The organism is Rhodomicrobium udaipurense JA643, from assembly GCF_000636015.1.
In the GTDB taxonomy this organism is placed as follows: Bacteria; Pseudomonadota; Alphaproteobacteria; order Rhizobiales; family Rhodomicrobiaceae; genus Rhodomicrobium; species Rhodomicrobium udaipurense.
Window position 1 is genome coordinate 1 of the sequence record NZ_JFZJ01000067.1, and the last position, 17,799, is coordinate 17,799.

Annotated in this window: 19 protein-coding genes and 1 pseudogene; 13 read left to right on the top strand and 7 right to left on the bottom strand. The window is 61.6% G+C overall.

Annotated features, from left to right (window positions below; translation table 11 throughout):
* Nucleotides 1–248 (top strand): annotated as a pseudogene (locus tag T281_RS19115) (multidrug ABC transporter ATP-binding protein); the annotation flags it as partial.
* Complete coding sequence (locus T281_RS10685; protein ID WP_013419038.1) at nt 245–1,006, top strand: ABC transporter permease; 762 nt, start codon at nt 245–247, stop codon at nt 1,004–1,006. The pseudogene T281_RS19115 and the gene T281_RS10685, both read left to right, overlap by 4 nt.
* Before the next feature lie 75 nt (nt 1,007–1,081).
* Here T281_RS10685 and T281_RS10690 read toward each other — a convergent pair whose 3' ends face one another.
* The gene (locus tag T281_RS10690; RefSeq protein WP_052037372.1) at nt 1,082–1,690 is read right to left on the bottom strand and encodes a hypothetical protein; all 609 of its coding nucleotides are present in this window, start codon (nt 1,688–1,690) and stop codon (nt 1,082–1,084) included.
* A gap of 214 nt (nt 1,691–1,904) precedes the next feature.
* On the opposite strand from T281_RS10690, the gene T281_RS10695 reads away from it, so the two are divergent.
* The 4 genes from T281_RS10695 (at nt 1,905) to T281_RS10710 (ending at nt 4,567) form a co-directional block, all read left to right on the top strand.
* Nucleotides 1,905–2,150 (top strand): type II toxin-antitoxin system Phd/YefM family antitoxin, encoded by a 246-nt coding sequence (locus T281_RS10695; RefSeq protein ID WP_037238315.1) that lies wholly within the window; start codon nt 1,905–1,907, stop codon nt 2,148–2,150.
* Between the two features lie 67 nt (nt 2,151–2,217).
* Nucleotides 2,218–2,628 carry a type II toxin-antitoxin system VapC family toxin gene (locus tag T281_RS10700; RefSeq protein ID WP_037238318.1) on the top strand — a complete coding sequence of 137 codons (411 nt, stop codon included), beginning with the start codon at nt 2,218–2,220 and terminating at the stop codon, nt 2,626–2,628.
* A gap of 130 nt (nt 2,629–2,758) precedes the next feature.
* Complete coding sequence (locus T281_RS10705; RefSeq protein ID WP_037238321.1) at nt 2,759–3,646, top strand: DMT family transporter; 888 nt, start codon at nt 2,759–2,761, stop codon at nt 3,644–3,646.
* A gap of 189 nt (nt 3,647–3,835) precedes the next feature.
* Nucleotides 3,836–4,567: an MHYT domain-containing protein gene (locus T281_RS10710; protein WP_162173155.1), complete on the top strand. Its 732-nt coding sequence runs from the start codon at nt 3,836–3,838 to the stop codon at nt 4,565–4,567.
* 27 nt (nt 4,568–4,594) lie between these two features.
* Here T281_RS10710 and T281_RS10715 read toward each other — a convergent pair whose 3' ends face one another.
* The 3 genes from T281_RS10715 to T281_RS10725 all read right to left on the bottom strand — a co-directional run bounded on the left by T281_RS10715 (nt 4,595) and on the right by T281_RS10725 (nt 8,514).
* Nucleotides 4,595–5,590, bottom strand: a complete 996-nt coding sequence (locus T281_RS10715; RefSeq protein ID WP_052037373.1) for a hypothetical protein — start codon at nt 5,588–5,590, stop codon at nt 4,595–4,597.
* Between the two features lie 116 nt (nt 5,591–5,706).
* On the bottom strand, nt 5,707–7,572 hold the full coding sequence (locus T281_RS10720) for a vWA domain-containing protein (RefSeq protein ID WP_037238326.1): 1,866 nt from the start codon (nt 7,570–7,572) through the stop codon (nt 5,707–5,709).
* A gap of 90 nt (nt 7,573–7,662) precedes the next feature.
* Entirely contained in the window at nt 7,663–8,514 is an 852-nt protein-coding gene (locus tag T281_RS10725; RefSeq protein WP_338053305.1) for an NAD kinase, read from the bottom strand.
* A 36-nt stretch (nt 8,515–8,550) separates the two neighbouring features.
* Between T281_RS10725 and cutA the strand changes: the two genes are divergently transcribed.
* From cutA to T281_RS10760, 7 genes are all read left to right on the top strand, one after another.
* Nucleotides 8,551–8,886, top strand: coding sequence for a divalent-cation tolerance protein CutA (gene cutA, locus T281_RS10730; RefSeq protein ID WP_037238330.1), 336 nt, complete (start codon nt 8,551–8,553; stop codon nt 8,884–8,886).
* Nucleotides 8,887–9,060: 174 nt separating this feature from the next.
* Nucleotides 9,061–9,462, top strand: coding sequence for a hypothetical protein (locus tag T281_RS10735; RefSeq protein ID WP_013419028.1), 402 nt, complete (start codon nt 9,061–9,063; stop codon nt 9,460–9,462).
* A 20-nt stretch (nt 9,463–9,482) separates the two neighbouring features.
* Nucleotides 9,483–10,232, top strand: a complete 750-nt coding sequence (locus T281_RS10740; RefSeq protein ID WP_052037374.1) for a CDP-alcohol phosphatidyltransferase family protein — start codon at nt 9,483–9,485, stop codon at nt 10,230–10,232.
* Between the two features lie 33 nt (nt 10,233–10,265).
* A complete protein-coding gene (locus T281_RS10745) occupies nt 10,266–11,117 on the top strand; it encodes a TerC family protein (RefSeq protein WP_037238336.1) in 852 nt (283 codons plus the stop codon).
* A gap of 141 nt (nt 11,118–11,258) precedes the next feature.
* A complete protein-coding gene (locus T281_RS10750; protein ID WP_037238338.1) occupies nt 11,259–12,173 on the top strand; it encodes an alpha/beta hydrolase in 915 nt (304 codons plus the stop codon).
* A gap of 314 nt (nt 12,174–12,487) precedes the next feature.
* Nucleotides 12,488–13,312, top strand: a complete 825-nt coding sequence (locus T281_RS17765; RefSeq protein WP_052037375.1) for a MipA/OmpV family protein — start codon at nt 12,488–12,490, stop codon at nt 13,310–13,312.
* A gap of 574 nt (nt 13,313–13,886) precedes the next feature.
* Nucleotides 13,887–14,384, top strand: a complete 498-nt coding sequence (locus T281_RS10760; protein WP_037238341.1) for a hypothetical protein — start codon at nt 13,887–13,889, stop codon at nt 14,382–14,384.
* 225 nt (nt 14,385–14,609) lie between these two features.
* Here the strand turns inward: T281_RS10760 and T281_RS10765 are convergent, their stop codons facing one another.
* The 3 genes from T281_RS10765 to T281_RS10775 all read right to left on the bottom strand — a co-directional run.
* Nucleotides 14,610–15,344: an arginyltransferase gene (locus T281_RS10765; protein WP_037238344.1), complete on the bottom strand. Its 735-nt coding sequence runs from the start codon at nt 15,342–15,344 to the stop codon at nt 14,610–14,612.
* An 86-nt stretch (nt 15,345–15,430) separates the two neighbouring features.
* Nucleotides 15,431–16,252 (bottom strand): M48 family metallopeptidase, encoded by an 822-nt coding sequence (locus T281_RS18275; protein WP_081796727.1) that lies wholly within the window; start codon nt 16,250–16,252, stop codon nt 15,431–15,433.
* Nucleotides 16,253–16,542: 290 nt separating this feature from the next.
* Nucleotides 16,543–17,799: substrate-binding domain-containing protein (locus T281_RS10775; protein WP_037238365.1), on the bottom strand; the 1,257-nt coding region annotated here is incomplete at its 5' end.

Consider the following 17,799-nt stretch of genomic DNA (forward strand, 5'->3'; position numbering starts at 1 on the left):
GACAGAAACAACTCATCCTAGACCTTGCGCAGCCGCTCGCGGCGCTTCCGCCGGAACTAGGGCGTCACAGTCTCTTGCTCGCCGGGAACGGCCAGCAACTCGTTTATACCTACGACACCAAGGGCGAGCACACCGGCATTACAGCGCTTCTGAACGAGCTTTCAGCGGCTGGCATCCGCTTCAAGGATCTGAACACCAAGCAAAGCTCGCTCGAAGATATCTTCGTGGGGCTTGTGAGCGGCAAATGAACTGGCGCGGCGTTTACGCAATCTACAAGTTCGAGATGGCGCGCATGCGCCGCACGCTGCTGCAAAGCGTGGTCTCGCCCGTCATCTCGACGGTGCTTTACTTCGTGGTGTTCGGCTCGGCCATCGGCGGCCGCATCACCGACATGCAGGGCGTGACTTACGGCGCGTTCATCGTGCCAGGCCTCATCATGCTGACGATCCTCACGAACTCGGTGGCGAACGCGTCCTTCGGCATCTATTTCCCGCGCTTCCTCGGCACGATCTACGAAATCCTGTCCGCGCCGATCTCCGGCCTCGAAATCGCGCTCGGCTGCGTCGGCGCGGCGGCGACGAAATCCATCATTCTCGGCCTGATCGTGCTCGCAACCGCCGGCCTGTTCGTGCCGCTCGACATTGCCCATCCGGTTGCGATGATCGGCTTCCTTGTGCTGACCGCGATCACCTTCAGCCTGTTCGGCTTCCTGATCGGCATATGGGCGGATAATTTCGAGAAGCTTCAGGTGATCCCCCTGCTCGTCATCACGCCGCTGACCTTCCTCGGCGGGGCGTTTTATTCCATCCATGTGCTGCCGCCCGCTTGGCAGACGGTGACGCTGTTCAATCCGATCGTCTATCTCATCAGCGGTTTCCGCTGGTCGTTCTTCAACATCGCGGACGTCAGCCCCGGCGTGAGCCTTGCCATGACGGCGGGTTTCCTCTCGCTGTGCATCCTCGCGGTCTATTGGGTGTTCCGCACCGGCTACAGGCTGAAGACGTGACGGCTCGGAAAAGCCCGCAGCCGAATACGCACGTAGAGCACTTTTGGCGACAGCGCCAATCGCCGGAGCATTGTCTCAGACGCGAGCGCCTTTGACTTTCGTTCGCCCGGTCCCTCTTTTCAGGATCGGCTTTGACGGCGCCTCGATGTCGAATTCGTCGAGGAATTTCTCGCGGATTGCGTTGAACGCCTGCTCAATTTTCTCCCAGACCAGAGCGCGATCTTCGGCTGTCGAAGCGGCAGGGTCCAGCTTTTCAAAAGCCCGCCGCATGTCATGGAGAGGCTCGAAAGGGTAGGCGCCGATCAGTTCGTTCGTCTCGCCGACATTGGCATAGACGATGCGCATGTTGTCGATGCATTCGGAGAGTTGCGTAAAAGCTTTCCAATATTGGCCGGCATCCGGTTCCGACGTCTTGCAATAATAGAGCAGAGCCCCTTTCGTCTTCACAATTTCGCGCCATTGCTCCCGCAAGGAATCAAGAAAGTTCTGCCTTCTCTGATAGATGTTCGCCAGATAAGCGACTGCGATGGTTGCGATCAGAAGCGAAGAATCCTTTATGAACTCATACAGATTGGAAAGGCGGGGGTTGTCATCGTTGATCTTTGACAAAAGCGATAAGGCGATGAAGCCTACAAGAACGGCAACGACGATGCGGAGAATTCGGTTCTGCCGACGACGAGTCATGGATTCTCACGCTTTCTTCGGAATGGCAGTCAGCCGGAATTATCGCTCGCGGAAGATGGCTGTGGTGTCACAGTTCCGGTAAAGCTTCGCCATTTCCCCTTACGAATACGGCGGCGGCATGGCGCGGTTCTGGTGGTCCTATGCCTCCAGTCGCAGCCAACGCCCTTCCGTCTCAGACCAGAATGCCCTATATTCTGGTCAGGAGGACGCTCGCATGACACATTGGCAGGTTCAGGACGCCAAGGCGCACTTGAGCGAAGTGATCGAGCGCGCGCAGGGCGAAGGCCCGCAAATCATCACGCGGCATGGGGCCGAGCGGGCCGTGGTTCTGTCGATGGAGGATTATCGGCGGTTGGCGGCTGGCTCGGGCGGCTTCAAGGCGCATCTGCTGGGCGGCCCGAAGGTCGGGGAGTTCGACACGCCGCGAAGCCGCGACACGGGCCGCGATTTCGACTTTTAGGCTTCTAGCGGAGTGCCGGTTGGCGCCGCGCGCAACTCCTCCACCCCGCTCCGTCTGAAAGCGCACCATGGCCGGCTACCTCCTCGACACCTGCGTGCTGTCGGAAACGCGCAAGCTGCGTCCGAATGCGGGCGTGATCCGCTTTCTCGAAGGCGTCGACGGCGCGAAGCTCTATCTCAGCGTGCTGACCATCGGCGAGATGAAAAAGGGCGTTGAGAAGAAGCGTCTCACGGACGCGGTCGCAGCCGACCAGATCGGCCGCTGGGCAGACCGCATCGAGACGGATTTCTCGGATCGCATCCTCGACGTGACCGCTGAAGTGGCCCGCGTCTGGGGCGCGCTCAGCAAGGAAGGGCGCGCGCCGGTGGTCGATACGCTGATCGCGGCGACGGGGTTTGTGCATGGCCTCACTGTCGTCACCCGCAACGTGAAGGATTTCATCGCAACCGAGGTGCCGCTTCTCAATCCGTGGGAGTGACTCCGCCCCTTTGGATCAGCCCGCGAGCGCTGTAGCGCACGGCATCATTTCGGCCGCCCTGTCGCCAACCTGCCACATACGGGCGCTATCCAGCGTTGCATCGCCCGCCCTCGCACCGCAAAGCAAACCCTTGTCCTCCGATCAGCATCTCAGAGGCGTTCTCATCGCCTTTCTCGCCTTCTTCGCCTATGCCGTGAGCGACGCCTCGGTGAAGGCCATCGCGGGCGCGATCCCGGCTTATGAATCGGCCTTCCTTGGAACGCTCATCGGGATGGCGGCATTGCCGCTCGCGCTCGCGAAGGGGGAAGGGTTCTTCGACATGATGCGTACGACGAACAGGCCGCTCTGGTTTGTTCGGTTCGTCTCGTCGGCGCTGAGTTCGGTCGGCGCGATCGTGGCCTTCACGCATCTCTCCATGGCGGAGGCTTTCGTCCTTATCTTTTTGATGCCCTCGCTCATCATCGTCCTGTCGGTGGTTTTCCTGAAGGAGCGTGTCGGCGTGCGGCGGTGGTCCGCCGTACTGATCGGTTTCGCGGGCGTGCTGATCGTGCTGCGTCCCGGTTTTCGCGAGCTTACCGTGGGTCATCTGGGAGCGTTCATCTGCGCGCTCGGCGCTGCTGTTTCGGTGGTGATCCTGCGCGCGATGGGGCCGAAGGAAACGAACGCATCGCTGTTCGGCGCGGGCATGCTCGGCGTGATCGTCCTTTGCGGCCTCGCGTCGATCCCGACCTTTCAGATGCCGACGCGAATCGAGTGGGTGCTGCTGGCTTCATACGGGTTGCTGGCGGCGATCGCGAGCGTGCTGCTCATTCATGCGACCGCCGAAGCGCCGGCATCGCTTGTCGGAACGACGCAATATAGCCAGATGATCTGGGCGGTGTTGTTCGGTTATCTGTTCTTCGGCGACGACGTTGACGCACCGATGGCGGCCGGGATCGCCCTCATCGTCGGGTCCGGGATGCTTACGCTGATGCGCGAGAAAAAGCGCGGCGTGGTCTTGCCGCCGCAGGTGCCCTGATCAGCGCCTGCCATGCGCACCACGGTAGGCAGCCATGCCGTCGCCATCGCTCAAGCCTGGGAAAACCCAGAAGGGTTAGGGTCACGGCCTGTCGCGTCGCCATCGCAACTCGCCACGAATCGAACGGGTTGCAGTGCCAAACGTGTCTGCCAGAGGACTTGCGCAGCGACCACGAGCGGAAAGCGCCGGATGGCTATTCCACACGAGACAGAGCTGGTGATCCTGTCGGTGGCGATCTCGCTCATCGGCGCCCTTACGGCGGCTATCCTCATGTCGAACCTGGATCGGCTTCGCGGCGGCGAAAGGCGCGTCCGGCTTCTCATGGCCGGGCTGGTGCTCGGCGGCGCGATCTGGACGACGCATTTCGTGGGCCTTCTGGCGCTCGAATCGCCGGTCAATCTCGAACATAACCCGGAACTGCTCGCCCTTTCTGCGCTCGCGGCGTTCAGCGGAACGACAGCGGCGCTGCTTCTCGTCGGCATAAGGCCGGAGGCGGCCGCCACTCGCCTGCCGCTCGCCGCGACGCTCCTCGGCTTTACGCTCGTGCTCACGAACTATTCGGGCCTCGCGGCGGTAGCCGGGCGGGAACAGCGCTTGTCCTGGTTCCTGACGGTCATAGGCGTCGCGATTTCGATCCAGGCGGCAATCGTTGCGCTGTGGCTCCTGTTGCGGATACGGCTGCGGGGCATCGTGTTGACAAGCGCGGGCGCTGTGGCGCTCGGCATCGTCCTTTCATCGACGCATTATATGGCAGTCGCGTCCACAATGCGCCTCGACGAGACGCTTGCCGCCTTGCCGCGTGCGGTGGAGCAAACGGGCGACCAGTCGCTCGCGTGGACGGCCACCATTGCGCTTTACGTCGTGTGTAGCGTTTGTCTTTGCGTCTTCGTGCTCTCTCAGTTCCGGTCAGAGCAAAAATGAATGGCCGCGCGCCCGCGCGGCCCCGGCCTATTGCATGAGGACTTCGACGAGGGTCGTGTCGCCCGCCGCAATCGTAAAGGCCCCGGCAAATTGACGCTCGCCATGCTGCGCCGCCACGCGGTATTCCCCCGCCGCGAGCACGTGCGTCGGGAACGCGCCCGCGCTTTCGCGGATCACCTCGCCGCTAGCATTGTAGATCGTCCACCGCGTGTCCGCGACCGCCTCGCCGCCCCTGCGTTGTACGAGCTTCAGCGTAACCTTGCCCGCGTCGTGATCGACGTTCGCCTCGGCGATCTTGCCGGGTTCGATCACGATGTCCGTCGATACGACCGAGTTCGCGTCGCCGTACGTGCTGACGATGTGATAAATGCCGGAGTTCAGGCGAATGACGATACCCGGCCGGAGGTCGCCGAAAAGCCGCTGCCGGTTGCCCGTCTGATCTTGCGCATCGGAGAAGATTTCGAGCTTCAGCAGGTGTTCCGCGACGATGGGGCCATGCGCCAGCGTAGCCATCAGCCGAAGCCCGCCCGCGTTGACGACGAAATCCTCGTTAGAGGGCGTCTGCGGCCAGACGTCGATCTTTCGCGTCAGGTTTGCGCGGCCGTAGGCGACGTTCACGAGATACCGGCCCGGCTTCAGTTCAATCGTTGGGCGCGCCTCGTGAATTTTGGTGACGAGCTTATAGGTGCCGTCGCGGGCGTTGCGCTGCTGGAACACGCGCCAGACCACGTCGGCCACCATCGGCGCGCTGCCCTCGCTCAGATAAGCCGTGAGGGTAACCGGAGCGGGCGGCCCCGAAGTCGGGGGGGCGGGCCGCGCATGCGGCTGCTCGCCCTCCATGCCTGCGTCTGGCGGAATGACGGCTTCGGCGTCGGTCGGAATCTCCTCGCCATCGACGACGTTCGGGCTCCCTCTGTATTTCGTTGCGGCGTCGGCGGCGGCGAATCCCATCGCCACGCAAAGCATAGCCGCGAGCGCGGTTGCGAAGGCGCGTGCAAGGAACGCCAGCGTCGCAGCGCGCATCGATTTTTCCCCCCGGAAAGTCGTCATCGGATGTTCGGGTCGTCCTCATGCTCTTGAAGCGACTGCTTCGCGGGAGACGCTAGAAACTGCCTTCGATGAAATTGAGGCGAAAGCGGTCACTCCCCGAGATTCGTCGTCTTCACCTCTCCGGCGACGATGACGATTTCGGCCCGGCGCGGCGCGTCCGGCTTGTTCTTCGCCCGACATTCGAGGTCGTAGCGGCCGGCCTTCAGGATGAAATGGGGCTCGCCGCCCGCCGCACGGACCAAGGGCGAGGCCGCGCGTTCGCCGCCCGCCTCGTAGACCGCGCAGACACCGTCCTGCTTGCCGGAGGGCAGGGTGATTTTCGCTTCGCCCGCGTCGAGGGTGATGTTTTCCGGCGTCGTCCGGCCCGCGGCGACGCTCACGGTCCGCACGTCGCGGATCGCGCCATAGACGGTTTCAAGGCGATAGGTTCCCGCCGGAAGATCGATACGCGGCGATGCGCCGGACAGGCGAACGAGCGGCGCGCCAGCCTTCGCGGCCGGGTTGGCGCCTTCGGCAAACAGGCGATGCCATGCGGGAAGCGCCGTCTGCGCGGTTGGGGCGGCGAGCGTCCTGATCGCGAGCGTGCCGACGTTCAGCGCCATGCTGACGACGGAGACCTTTCCGCTTTCGACGCGCACCGGCGTTTCAAGCCGCGCAAGCCCTGCCGTGGCCGCGAGGATGTAGCTGCCGCTGTTCACCTGAAAGATCGCGGGTGCGATGCTTGAGCGGCCGATCTCTTCGCGCGTGCCGTTTGCGCCCTGCCGATAGAGCGTGAAGAATGCGCCCACCGCCGGGTCGCCGCCCGGCGATTTCAGGGCTTCGACGGCAATCGTGCCAGCGTCGAGCGGCACCGTGCGCTCGACTCTTGAACCCTCGACCGCGACTTCCGCGCTCGCCGTGGCAAGGCCGTAGGTGAGTTGGACCTTGTAACGGCCGTCCGGCAATTTCGCTTTCGCCTGTCCGCCACCGCCGACCCAGAGCGGCGCGTCAGCCTCGCGCATCTGGCCGGTGGGCGTCGGCACGATCTTGAAGATTTCCCATGTCACTCCGGCGTCGAGCATCGGCAAACCTGGCGCAAGCGTGGCGGAAAGGACGACGTTCGGCTCAGGCTGGGCAGGTGCGGGCGGCGCTGGCTTGTTGTCGGCGGGTGAAGCAGGCGGCGCGGCAGGCGCGGCCTCGTCCGGGGTGGCGGCGGCGGTTTTGCCGGCGTCGGTGCCCGGCGGCGATGGAATGGCGGTTGTCGCGGGTTTGGCGGGCGCACCAGCAGGCGGGGCGGCCTCGCTCGCGGTCGCGGCCTTCGCCATCTCGGCTTGAGCATCCGCCAGAGTCTGGCGCAGCGCCTTGTCGAGGTCGGCGGGCGCCTTGATCGCGGTGAAGCCGCCGCCCATGGCCTTGGCCGCGCAGGTGTAGGCGGCCGCCGCCTTCTCGTTCGCGCCGAGGCCGAACACGGTGAGTTTCGTCTGCGGTGCTGCGTCATGGAGCGCACGCGCGGCGGCGCAGACATCGGCCGCGCAGTCGTCGCCGGTGCCCGCGATCAGCACCGCCGAAACGGGCTTGTCGCCGCCGAATGCCTTCACCGCCTCTTCGACGGCCGAGAACGCGGGCGCGCGTCCTGCTTTCGGCTGGATCTTGGCGAGTGCCTTGGTCAGAGCTGGCAGCGTCGCTTCCCGCGACTGACCCGACAGCGAATCGGCGCGATCTTCGCACTTCTTCTGCGGATTACCGCCAAACGTCCACAGCGAGACGCTGGCGCCCGGACCGAGCCTGGCGAGCGCGCCGGTGATGCTCGCCCGCGCGATGTCGATCTTCGTCTTTGCACCGAGATGCGCGTTCATCTGCGCCGTCGCATCGAGCACGATCACCGCGCGTGTCTCGGCCGCCGCCGCTCCCGTCGCCGAAAGCATCAGGCCGCCGACGCAAAAGCCGCCAAGGAGACCTGCAAGACCCGTCCGCATCGCAAACCCCTTTTTCGCGCTTCAGGCATCATTATCCGGCAAAGGTTACGTCGCGCTTTCCCGCATGCGGAGGGCGCGCGGTTCGCACGGTCAGAACCGGAACTGTTCGGCGAGAATGCGCTCCTCAAGCGCGTGACCCGGATCGAAAAGGAGCTTCAGCCCGATGGCGCGCTCCTCGCGAATCGAAACGGAGAGAACGTTACGGAACTCGGCATGGTCGGCCACAGCGCTAACGGGGCGTTTCCCGGCTTCCTGCACCGTGATCTTCACATGCGCCTTGTTCGAGAGAAGCGCGCCCCGCCAGCGCCGCGGCCTAAACGGGCTGATGGGGGTGAGCGCAAGCAGCTTGGCCTTCAACGGCAGAATCGGGCCGCCCGCCGAGAAATTGTAGGCGGTGCTGCCCGCAGGCGTCGCCACCAGCACGCCGTCAGCGACGAGTTCGCCGATGCGCTCCTTGCCGTCGACCGAAATCGACAGCCTAGCGCTCTGCGCGGTCTGGCGGAACAGATGGACCTCGTTCACAGCGAGCGCGTTGAGCGTCTCGCCCGCCATGTTCTCGACCTGCATCTTGAGGGGGTGGATGATCGACAGTTTGGCGTTGGCCACGCGTTCGGGCAGGTCGTCCTCGATGAATTCGTTCATGAGGAAGCCGACCGAGCCGCGATGCATGCCGTAAATCGGCACCTCGGTGCCCATGAAGCGATGGAGCGTGGACAGCATGAGCCCGTCGCCGCCCAGCGCCACGATCACGGTGGCCGAGGACGGGTCCACCGCGCCATAACGCTTCGCGAATTTCTTCAGGGCGGCCTGTGCTTCCGGCGCGGGGCTTGCAACGAAGCCGAGGCGCACCTTATCCGCGAAGACCGCGCCGCGGCTCGTGGCCTGGCTTACCTCGGCCATGAGAATCCGGCCCTGTTGTCCGGCAAGCCGGCCAGCCGACATGCGATGCGCATTCGTGAACCCGTCCGAGATGAAGCCATGACCGAAGATGCCGCAATGATCGTCATATATACCACGCTTCCGAGTGAAGAGGATGCTCAGAAATTAGGCAGTACGCTGGTGGAAGAGAAGCTCGCCGCCTGCGTCAATATTCTTCCCGGAATGGTTTCAATTTATCGATGGCAAGGCGCTGTCGAAAACGGAAACGAAGCCGTCATGCTCGTTAAAACCAGAAAGAGCCTGAAGGTGCAGGTGATGCGTGAAATTTCTGCGCGCCACCCCTACACGGTCCCCGCCATCCTGGCTTTCGAGCCCAGCGATGTGGCGGCATCTTATCTCGAATGGCTCTGCAATCAAACCGCCGCCTCGCGCTAGCTCATTGAGCCGAAATTATGGCAAGCTTCGCGCAAGGTTGGTGCTTTTTCGCAACGCTTCCACATCAACAATTCTAAAATCCTCGAAAACAGAGGTACTTAAAGGATGAATCAACGAACTTGCATTCATAGAGGTTCGCAATCATCTTAGGTTTGTAGCGGGGGAGTAAAGTGCATGGGCAGGCAAGGAAAGTTGAAGGAGGCAGCACTGGCGTGTTGTATCGCCTTGTCGCTTGCCCAGCAGACGACGACAGCGGAAGCCTTCACGGCCGAGCCGGTAACACCTCCGGCTGCGACGCAAGTCCCATCGTCACCGCTTGCACAACCGGCCCAGCCTCAGGCGGAATTCAACGCGCCCGGGGAGCAGGTCGCCAAGTCGGGCGGCACGGAAGTTTCCATCCCCGGCATCGGCATCGTCGGCACCCTGCCGAAGCTTGATTTCGGCCTTGAACTGCTGTACGGCCCGAAAAGTGGCGGTTCCGCGGCGGAACTGTCGGCTCCGCCCCTCCAATTCGATCAACGCGCGATCGAAAAGGACGACGTGCAGATCAAGGGCACCTTCACACATAAATTCTGACATCAGCCGGCGGCCTTTCGATGACCTCGCGCTTTGTCTCGACGCTTAAGATATGGGCTTGCGCGGGCGTTCATCTCCTTACCGCAAGCGGCGCTGTCTTCGGCCTTTTCGCGCTCATGGCTGCGAGCGACTCTCAATGGGAGATCGCATTCGCGTGGCTCGGGGTCGCGCTGGTGGTGGACGGCATTGACGGTCCGCTCGCCCGAGCGCTCGACATCAAGAAGACGCTGCCGCGTTTTTCGGGCGAAGATCTCGACCATGTCGTCGACTACCTGACCTATGTCACCGTACCCGCCTATATGGTGGTGACTTCGCCCGTCGCGCCCGAAGGTCTGCGCCTGCCGCTGGCGGCGCTCATCATGCTCTCGTCGCTCTATCACTTCTCCGACAAGGAGAGCAAAACGGCCGAGGGCTATTTCGTCGGTTTCCCAGCCATCTGGAACGCTGTCATTCTTTACTGCTTCGTGCTCGGCCTCGATCAGGCGATAGCAGCCGGCGTGATCGCGGTTTGCGTGGTCTTCACCTTCATACCGTTATGCTGGGTGCACCCGGTCCGCGTTCGGCGTTTGCGCCTCCTTACGCTGGGTGTTGCGCTGGCATGGGGCGCGGCAGCAATCTCGGCGATGGTCCATGGATTTCCCGGCACGATCGGCGAACGGATCGTTTTTGTGGGTGCGGCGGTTTATCTGATCGCGGTCGGCATCAGCGGGAGAAGGCGAAGCGCTTCGCCATCCGACACATCGAAGTTGGCGACACAGTCCGGCGCTTGATTTGAGGACCGCTCTGCGAGCGGATGAACAACCGTGGAATTGCTACTCGATCCGTCCGTCTGGGCCGCCCTCGTCACCTTGACGGCGCTCGAAATTGTCCTCGGCATCGACAACATCGTGGTGCTGTCGATCCTCACGCAGCGTCTGCCGCCGGAGCAGGCAAGGCAGGCTCGCGCCATCGGACTCACCCTCGCGCTTGTGCTGCGGATCGCGATGCTGTTCGCGATTTCCTGGATCATCCACCTCACCTATCCCGTGTTTTCAGTCATCGGGCGTGAATTCTCGTGGCGCGATCTCATCATGATCGGCGGCGGTCTGTTCCTGCTTGTGAAGGCCACGCAGGAAATTCACGCCTCTGTCGAAGGCGATGGACATGCGAGCAACTCAGCAGCCAAGGCGAGTTACGGAGCCGTCATCGCGCAGATCGCGCTGATGGATGCGGTCTTCTCGCTCGATTCAATCATCATGGCGGTCGGCCTTGCACAGCACATCGAAGTAATGGTGGCGGCCGTCTGCATCGCCATCGCCGTGATGTTTCTCGCGGCGAACCCTGTCGCGGAATTCATCAAGAGGCATCCGACGACGAAGATGCTCGGCCTGGCCTTTCTGTTCCTGATCGGCGTGGCGCTCATCGCGGACGGCTTCGAGGTCCACATCCCGCGCGGCTACATCTACTTTGCGATGGGCTTTGCGGCGGTGATCGAGGCTTTCAACATATGGGCGAAGGCGCGTCGCGAGCGCGCCGCCCCGCAGGCCGCGCGCACCGAATCAAAGCCGGCCACACGCCCCGTTTCTGTCGCTGCGCCGTCAGCCGGAGGGGGTGCATCCGACGCAGGCAGGCCGCCTCGACGGGGGAAATCCCCGCAAAAACAGCGCCGTCGATAGGGCGTTTGCGGCAAACCCTCGCGTTTTCTCCACAACCGGGAGCCGCGCCATTGACTTGGCCGCGGTCTTGGCCCTGATTTCGTCCATAACGCCCGCTAGCCAGTGGTTGCGGGTTGGGTACCAATATTGGGAAGGGGAATCATGCGCGGCCTTATCGTTACGGCCTTCGCGGCGTTCATGATCGCGGCGGGAGCGGCCCCTTGCGTCGCCGAGCGGGTCACGATCGACCATCTCGGGCTCGACCTCACCGCCAATCTGGAACTCGCGCCGGGCAAGTCGCTGAAGGGCGACGGCGCCGTTCTGATCGTCCACAACACGCTCGGCAGCGACCGCATGGAACCCATCGCGACGCTTCAGGACGCGCTGCGCGACCACGGCATCAATACGCTTGCGATTACGCTCGGGCTTGGCATCGACAACCGCAAGGGCAACTTCAACTGTGCGATGGAACAGGCCCATCACCACGAGGACGCGATCGACGAGATTGCGGACTGGGTGAAGTGGCTGAAGGACAAGGGCGCGTCTTCCATCACGGTCGCGGGGCATGGCCGCGGCGCCAACCAGGTGGCGCTTTACGCCATCAACCGCCTCGACAAGAGCGTGAAACGCGTCGTCCTGATGGCTCCGCTGATGCAGACGGAGGAGAGCGCCGAAGCGGAATATCGCGCCGTTTTCAGAGGCTCGCTCCGGCAGGAACTCGGGAAAGCCGAGGAACTTGTTGCGAATCAGAACGGCAATCAGTTCGTGAATGTGCCGGGCTTCCTGACCTGCTCAAATCCAGCGGTGACGGCAAGCGCGTTCGCGAACTATTACGGGTCCAACCCTAAATTCAAGACGACCAACCTTCTGCCGAGCATCAAGCTGCCGGTTCTGATTGCGGTGGGCGACGGCGATCCGGCGCTTCCTGAGATCAAGGCGGCGGAGGGTGAGTTTTCGCAGCTCAAGACGGTGACGCTGGCGGTGGTTCCCGGCACCGATCAGAACTTCCACGACCTCGGCGCGGAAGAACTCGCCAAGAAGGTCAAGGATTTTCTCGTTCACCGCGTGCAGGGATAAGGCCGAACTCGGTGAGCTGTCCAGCACGTTCAGCGTTTTCCTCGGCCACATCAGAGGGGAAAAGTCCGCGTATCAATCCCGTAGATGCGGGCGATCAGATTATCGTAAACATCGGCCGCAGCTATAATTCACGATTGATCGACAGAGCATTACCCCGCTGGTACGAAGTATTCAGAATGCGTTCTCAAATTCGATGTAAAAATACAACTTGCATCGATCTTCGATCCGTACACTTTCAAAAAACACAAGCCATCGGGGCCTGACTCAGCCATCTTACGCACAGATTCAAACGTCAAACGGCAAGGGCGTGGGCTATGGTGGGATTGAAACAAGCTGCGGCTTGTGTTGCGTTTCTGGGCCTCGCAGCGAGCGGCGCTCAGGCGTCGGACCTGTTCAGTGCGGATGGCGGATATAAGGATGGCGCGGCGGCCCCTTACTGGGTCGTCACCGTTGGCGGCTACGCCGCTGTCGAGCCGTCTTTTCCGGGCTCCAAGGAGACGGACTTCACGTTCCGCCCGATCTTCGACTTTTATCGCGCTGGCGAAAACGAATGGCTGAGCCTTCCGAACGACTCGTTCGGCTTCACGCTCTATCAGACGAGCAATTTCCGTTTCGGCGTTGCGGGCAACTACATCGACGAGCGCAATGTTAGCGATGACCGCCGCGCCCTCAACGGCCTTCAGGACATCGACTACACGATCCAGCTCGGCGGCTTCGCGGAATACTATCCGGTGCCGTTCATCCGCACCCGCATCGAAGTGCTACAGGGCATCACCGGCGCGGAAGGCTTCGAAGCCAACCTCATCGCGGACTTCATCTATCGCCCGGCTGCGCAATGGCAGTTCACGGTTGGTCCGCGCCTGAAGTTCGTCGATGGCCAGTATAATTCCGAGTTCTTCTCGACGCCGACAAACTATCTCGGCTTGGCCGCCTATAATGCAGATGGCGGCTTGAACTCGTGGGGCGTCTCCTCCAGCGCGCGATATGATGTCAACGAGCGTTGGTCGATTCGCGGCTTTGCCGAGTGGAACCGTCTTGAAGGCGACGCCGCCGACAGCCCACTTGTCAAGCTTCGCGGCGACGAAAATCAGTGGCAGGCCGGCATCGGCGCTGCTTACAAGTTCAACTTCGCGTATTAGAGTAGTCGGCGTTAAATCGACCTCGATTTGACGCCGAGAAGTTGTCGACAACTAAAGGCGTCGTGCCGTGTCTGACTTGCGGCATGACGCTTTAAAGAATGCGCAGTCTGACAAGCGCTGTGCCAATTCATTCGCCGATCCTGTGCCCGCTTACCTATGAACCACGGGACAAGTGATCGACCGTAAAGCTAAAAGCCAGCCTTCCCGAGCGTTGGTTTTTATGTTCGGGCGTTGAATGGCGACTGCGGTCAGGCAGTCCCGCGAGCCGTGTAGCCGCGACGATCTTCCAACGCCGCCGTGTTCGCTCGTATGAGAAGGCGATGGCATCTCCCGTTGAAAGATGACGTTTTGTCGGGCTCGAGTGCGCCTTCGCCACAATTTCGCACCGTGAACTGTCTATTAACGTTTGTTAACAAAGCGTGACGCGTCGCGTCTACGCACCTTGAGCGTTTTACAGCGGGTCGGATAGCGATTGGCTGCAAGGCGCGAAACAAATGGGTCGAGCCTTTGCGCGTGTCGAACATGCAAAGAGGCTTTCGGTCGGCGGTACGTTGGGCGAATTCCGGCCGAGCGAATGCGCAAAAAGCTTGGGGCAAGCGAAATCGGCATGCAGGTCAGAGGGCTGTTCATCGTCCTGTTCGTCGGCGCAAGCGCGCCTGCTTTCGCGCAAGCGACGGTATGCGACGCGGGCGCTTTCAAGGCTGTGATGGCGGAGACCAGCGCTGCAATCTCCAGCTTGCAGGAGGCCAATGCGAAGGCGGTGCAGGCGAAGCTTCAGGCGCTGCGCACGTTTCACAACTGGTCCGATGAAGCCTATCCGGCTCACGCGACGCCCTTCGTAAAGGACGACACGACGACAGCGTTGGACGCCGCCAACCGTGCCCTGCTCGTCAAGGTGCAGTCTTTCGACGCAAATAACGCGGCTTCCGAGGAGGGGCGTTGTTCGATGCTCCGCGAGTTCCGGCTTGCGATGGACGAGGTAGTGAAAAACACGGCGGCAAAGTGGCGTCACATGGTGGCCAAGCTCGATGCGGCGACGTCGACGGTGATGCAGGCCGGGATGGGCGAGTAGGCGGAGTTTTCACCGCAAAGCTCGCCGCAGCGCCACCCGCGCGGTTCAAGCAATCATGCGTGAATCGGCTGGCGATTTGCATCGCGTTGCAGCGGTCGAGGAGACGTCGGGAGTGACGTTACGGCCAGCAGCAGTGTGTCGACTCGATGCCTGGATCGAAGTTGGCTGGCGGACGCCACACCTTCTTCCTGAAGCGCGCGGCCTCCAGCGGTGGCGCAACTGCACTTAAGATTCCCGACGGACCCATCCAAGCGGCGTCAGATGCTCCTGCGGGGTGAAGCGGGTCTTGTAGGCCATCTTGCGCGAGCCCGCGATCCAATAGCCGAGATAGACATATGGGAGACCCCGCGCCCGGGCAAATTCCACCTGTTCGAGGATGATAAAGTTGCCGAGACCGCGCTTCGCCATGTCGGGATCGTAAAATGAATAGACGAGCGAGATGCCGTCGCTGAGCCGGTCGCAAAGCACGGCCGCGATAAGCGGGCCTTTACTCTCGCCATCGCGCGGCTTGAGGCGGTATTCCGTGAGATAGGTTTCGACCGCGCTATCCTGGATCATCATCGAATAGTCGAGTAGCGTCATGTCGGCCATGCCGCCATTGGCGTGGCGGGCTTCGATATACGCGCGGAAAAGCGAGAATTGTTCGAGCGTGGCGCGGCCTGACACGCGGCGGGCGCAAAGATCCTCGTTCGCGCGCCCGATCTTCGCGAGGGTGCGGTGCGGCTTGAACTCGTTGACCACGATGCGCACGGGCACGCAGGCCGCGCAGTGGTCGCAATAGGGCATGTAGGCGATGTTCTGGCTGCGGCGAAAGCCACCCTTGAGCAGATTATCGACGAGGGCGAGGGGACGATCCGCAGACAAATGGGTGAAGATCTTGCGCTCCATTCGCCCGGGCAGGTAGGGGCAAGGTTGTGGCGCAGTCACATAAAACTCGGGAAATCGTCGTTTCTGGTCCAAGGGATTCTGGCGGCTAGCGTGGAAGCCGCACCATAGTGCCTAAAAAAAAGACGTTAAGCCAGACGCAAAAGGGAATAAACGGGAAATTAAATTTCGCTACCGAACCGATGGAGCTCCGTGCCATTTGTTTTGAGCCAATTTTTGGCGCGATTATAATTCGGAACCGTGTCGCGGACGAGACGCCAGAAGCTGGGGCCGTGGTTCATTTCCCTCAGATGGGCGACCTCATGGGCGGCGACGTAGTCCAAAACAAATGGCGGCGCAAAGATGAGCCGCCATGAAAAAGAGAGTGTGCCGCTGGTGGAGCAGGAGCCCCAACGCGTTGCCTGGTCACGGATCGCAAGGCGTTTGGGGCTGCAAGTGAGGGCTTGCGCGTGTTTTTCCACGCATACTGCGAGGTCTTTGCGCACTTCGGCGCGGAGCCAGTCATGAAGGCGACGCGGCGCATGCTCAAAATCGCCGCTTACAAAAAGCCCGGGCATTCGTGGATCGACGCGAAAACAGGAAAGGTCGCGCGCCATGTCGGGGCGGATAATGGAACAGGGAAGGGATTGCGCGTATTCTGGCGTTTCGGTCCACACGACTTGCGTATGGCGCTTCGGTCCGGCGAAGCGGACGCGATGCATCTGGCCGCGCAATGGAATGAGCGAGCCTTCCGCGAAGGGGACAGGCTCTGGGAGGCGTGCAAGTTGCCTTTTCAGCCAGTCCGCATGGCGGGCGAGGAATGCGCTGGCATCTTCGACGCGGCCCCGATTGGGAAGCGTCAAGATCGCGGCGCGCTCGGTGTGGCTTACTTTGAGAGAAAATCGCTTGGCGCGTGGCGAGCGTCTGAGTTCCACGGTGCACCCGACATCGGGAACGCGTAGAACGGGAGTTTGCTCAAGAGTAATAATCGATGCTGTTAGCATGAGACTTTCGTCAATGCTTCAACGCGGTTTCAATTCTCAGCGACTCGTCAGAAACGATAGCATGGGCCTTGTGAACAATCTGCGCCTTTTCGGACACAGATTGTATAATAACCGCCACCTTATCGAAAACGGACGGCGAAGGCCATATGCAATCTTCCCCCTGTCGCACTCACTCAAGTTACCACCTTTCTCCTAGTCCCGGTTGCGCTTTTTTGCAACAGGCTCAATAAAGCGACAATTTTCCAATAGTTTTCAGGGCTACGTTAACCATATCCACAACCGGAGGTGGATCAGTCCTTCATCCAGACCTCGACGCGGCGGTTTGCGCTCTGGCCGGCGTCCGAGGTGTTGCATCCCACCGGCAAAAGGCTTCCGTATCCCTTGACGGTGATCTTGTTGGCGGGCACGCCTTCCGCGACAAGCGCGTTCTTGAAACTCGTCGCGCGGTTAAGCGACAGGGCCTTGTTCGTCTCGAAAGCGCCGGTCCCGTCCGTGAAACCCAGGAGAAGCAAGTCCTTGCCGTTCGCTTCGCTCTTCAGGAAGCGCGCGAGACGGGGCACGTCCTGCATCGCCTTGTCATCGAGAACGGCGGAGTTGCGGTGAAAGCGAAAGTTCACCGACAGGCGTTTGCCAGACTTCACGTCGGCCGTCAGGTCGCGCATGAGGGCGAAACTGAAGTCCTTTTCCGCGACCAGAAAGGCGGGCCATACGCGTCCAGCCTGCTGGTCGAAGGTCTGAAGGTCGATGTGCTGGTTGATGAACCCGGCTTCGGAGATGATGTCCTGCGCCTTGTCGGATAGCGCGTAGGCGATAAGCTTGTCGCCGAGCGGGCCGGTCTTGCCGCTGTAGAGGTAGAGACGTCGCGAGAGAGGATATTCTTCGGTCTTCACCGAAAAGACGTCCGGCGCGGAGACGATCCCGCAATTTGAAGCGACGGAGAGCGGCTTCGCATTGCGGATATAAGCGAAGCCCGAAAAGCCGATCCCGTTCGGATCGCGTGCCGTCTCGTCGGAAAGATCGTGGTTCGACTCGAAGCGCTTGGCTCCGGGCGACAGTTTCAGCTTGAGCGGGGAAAGCACGAGCGTGTTGAAGGTGTCGAAGGTGCCGGATTTCGCGTCGCGTGCGTAGATGTGGATCGGGCCGGGATTGCCGCCGACCTCTTTCCAGTCCTTGATGTCGCCCGAAAAGATCTTCGCGATCTGTTCGAGGCTTAGCGTCTTGACCGGGTTCTTCGGCGAAACAAACACCACGATGCCGTCGAGCGCGAAGACATGCGTCTTGAGCGGGACGCCCGCATCGGCGACGGCCTTGGCCTCATCCTCCTTGATGGGTCGCGACATGGCGCCGATCTGGGCCTTGCCTTCGATCAGGCTTTTCGGCGCGGTGCCGGATCCGTGCGATTTGATGTCGATGGAGGCGACATCTTTCCCGCTGGCGTCGGAGAACTTGAACACGACCTCCTCGGGGTCTGCGCCGACGACCTTTTCCGCAACGAAGCCCTCTTCCTCGGCAAAGCGTTCCACCGTGTTCGGCATGAGCTGCGCGCC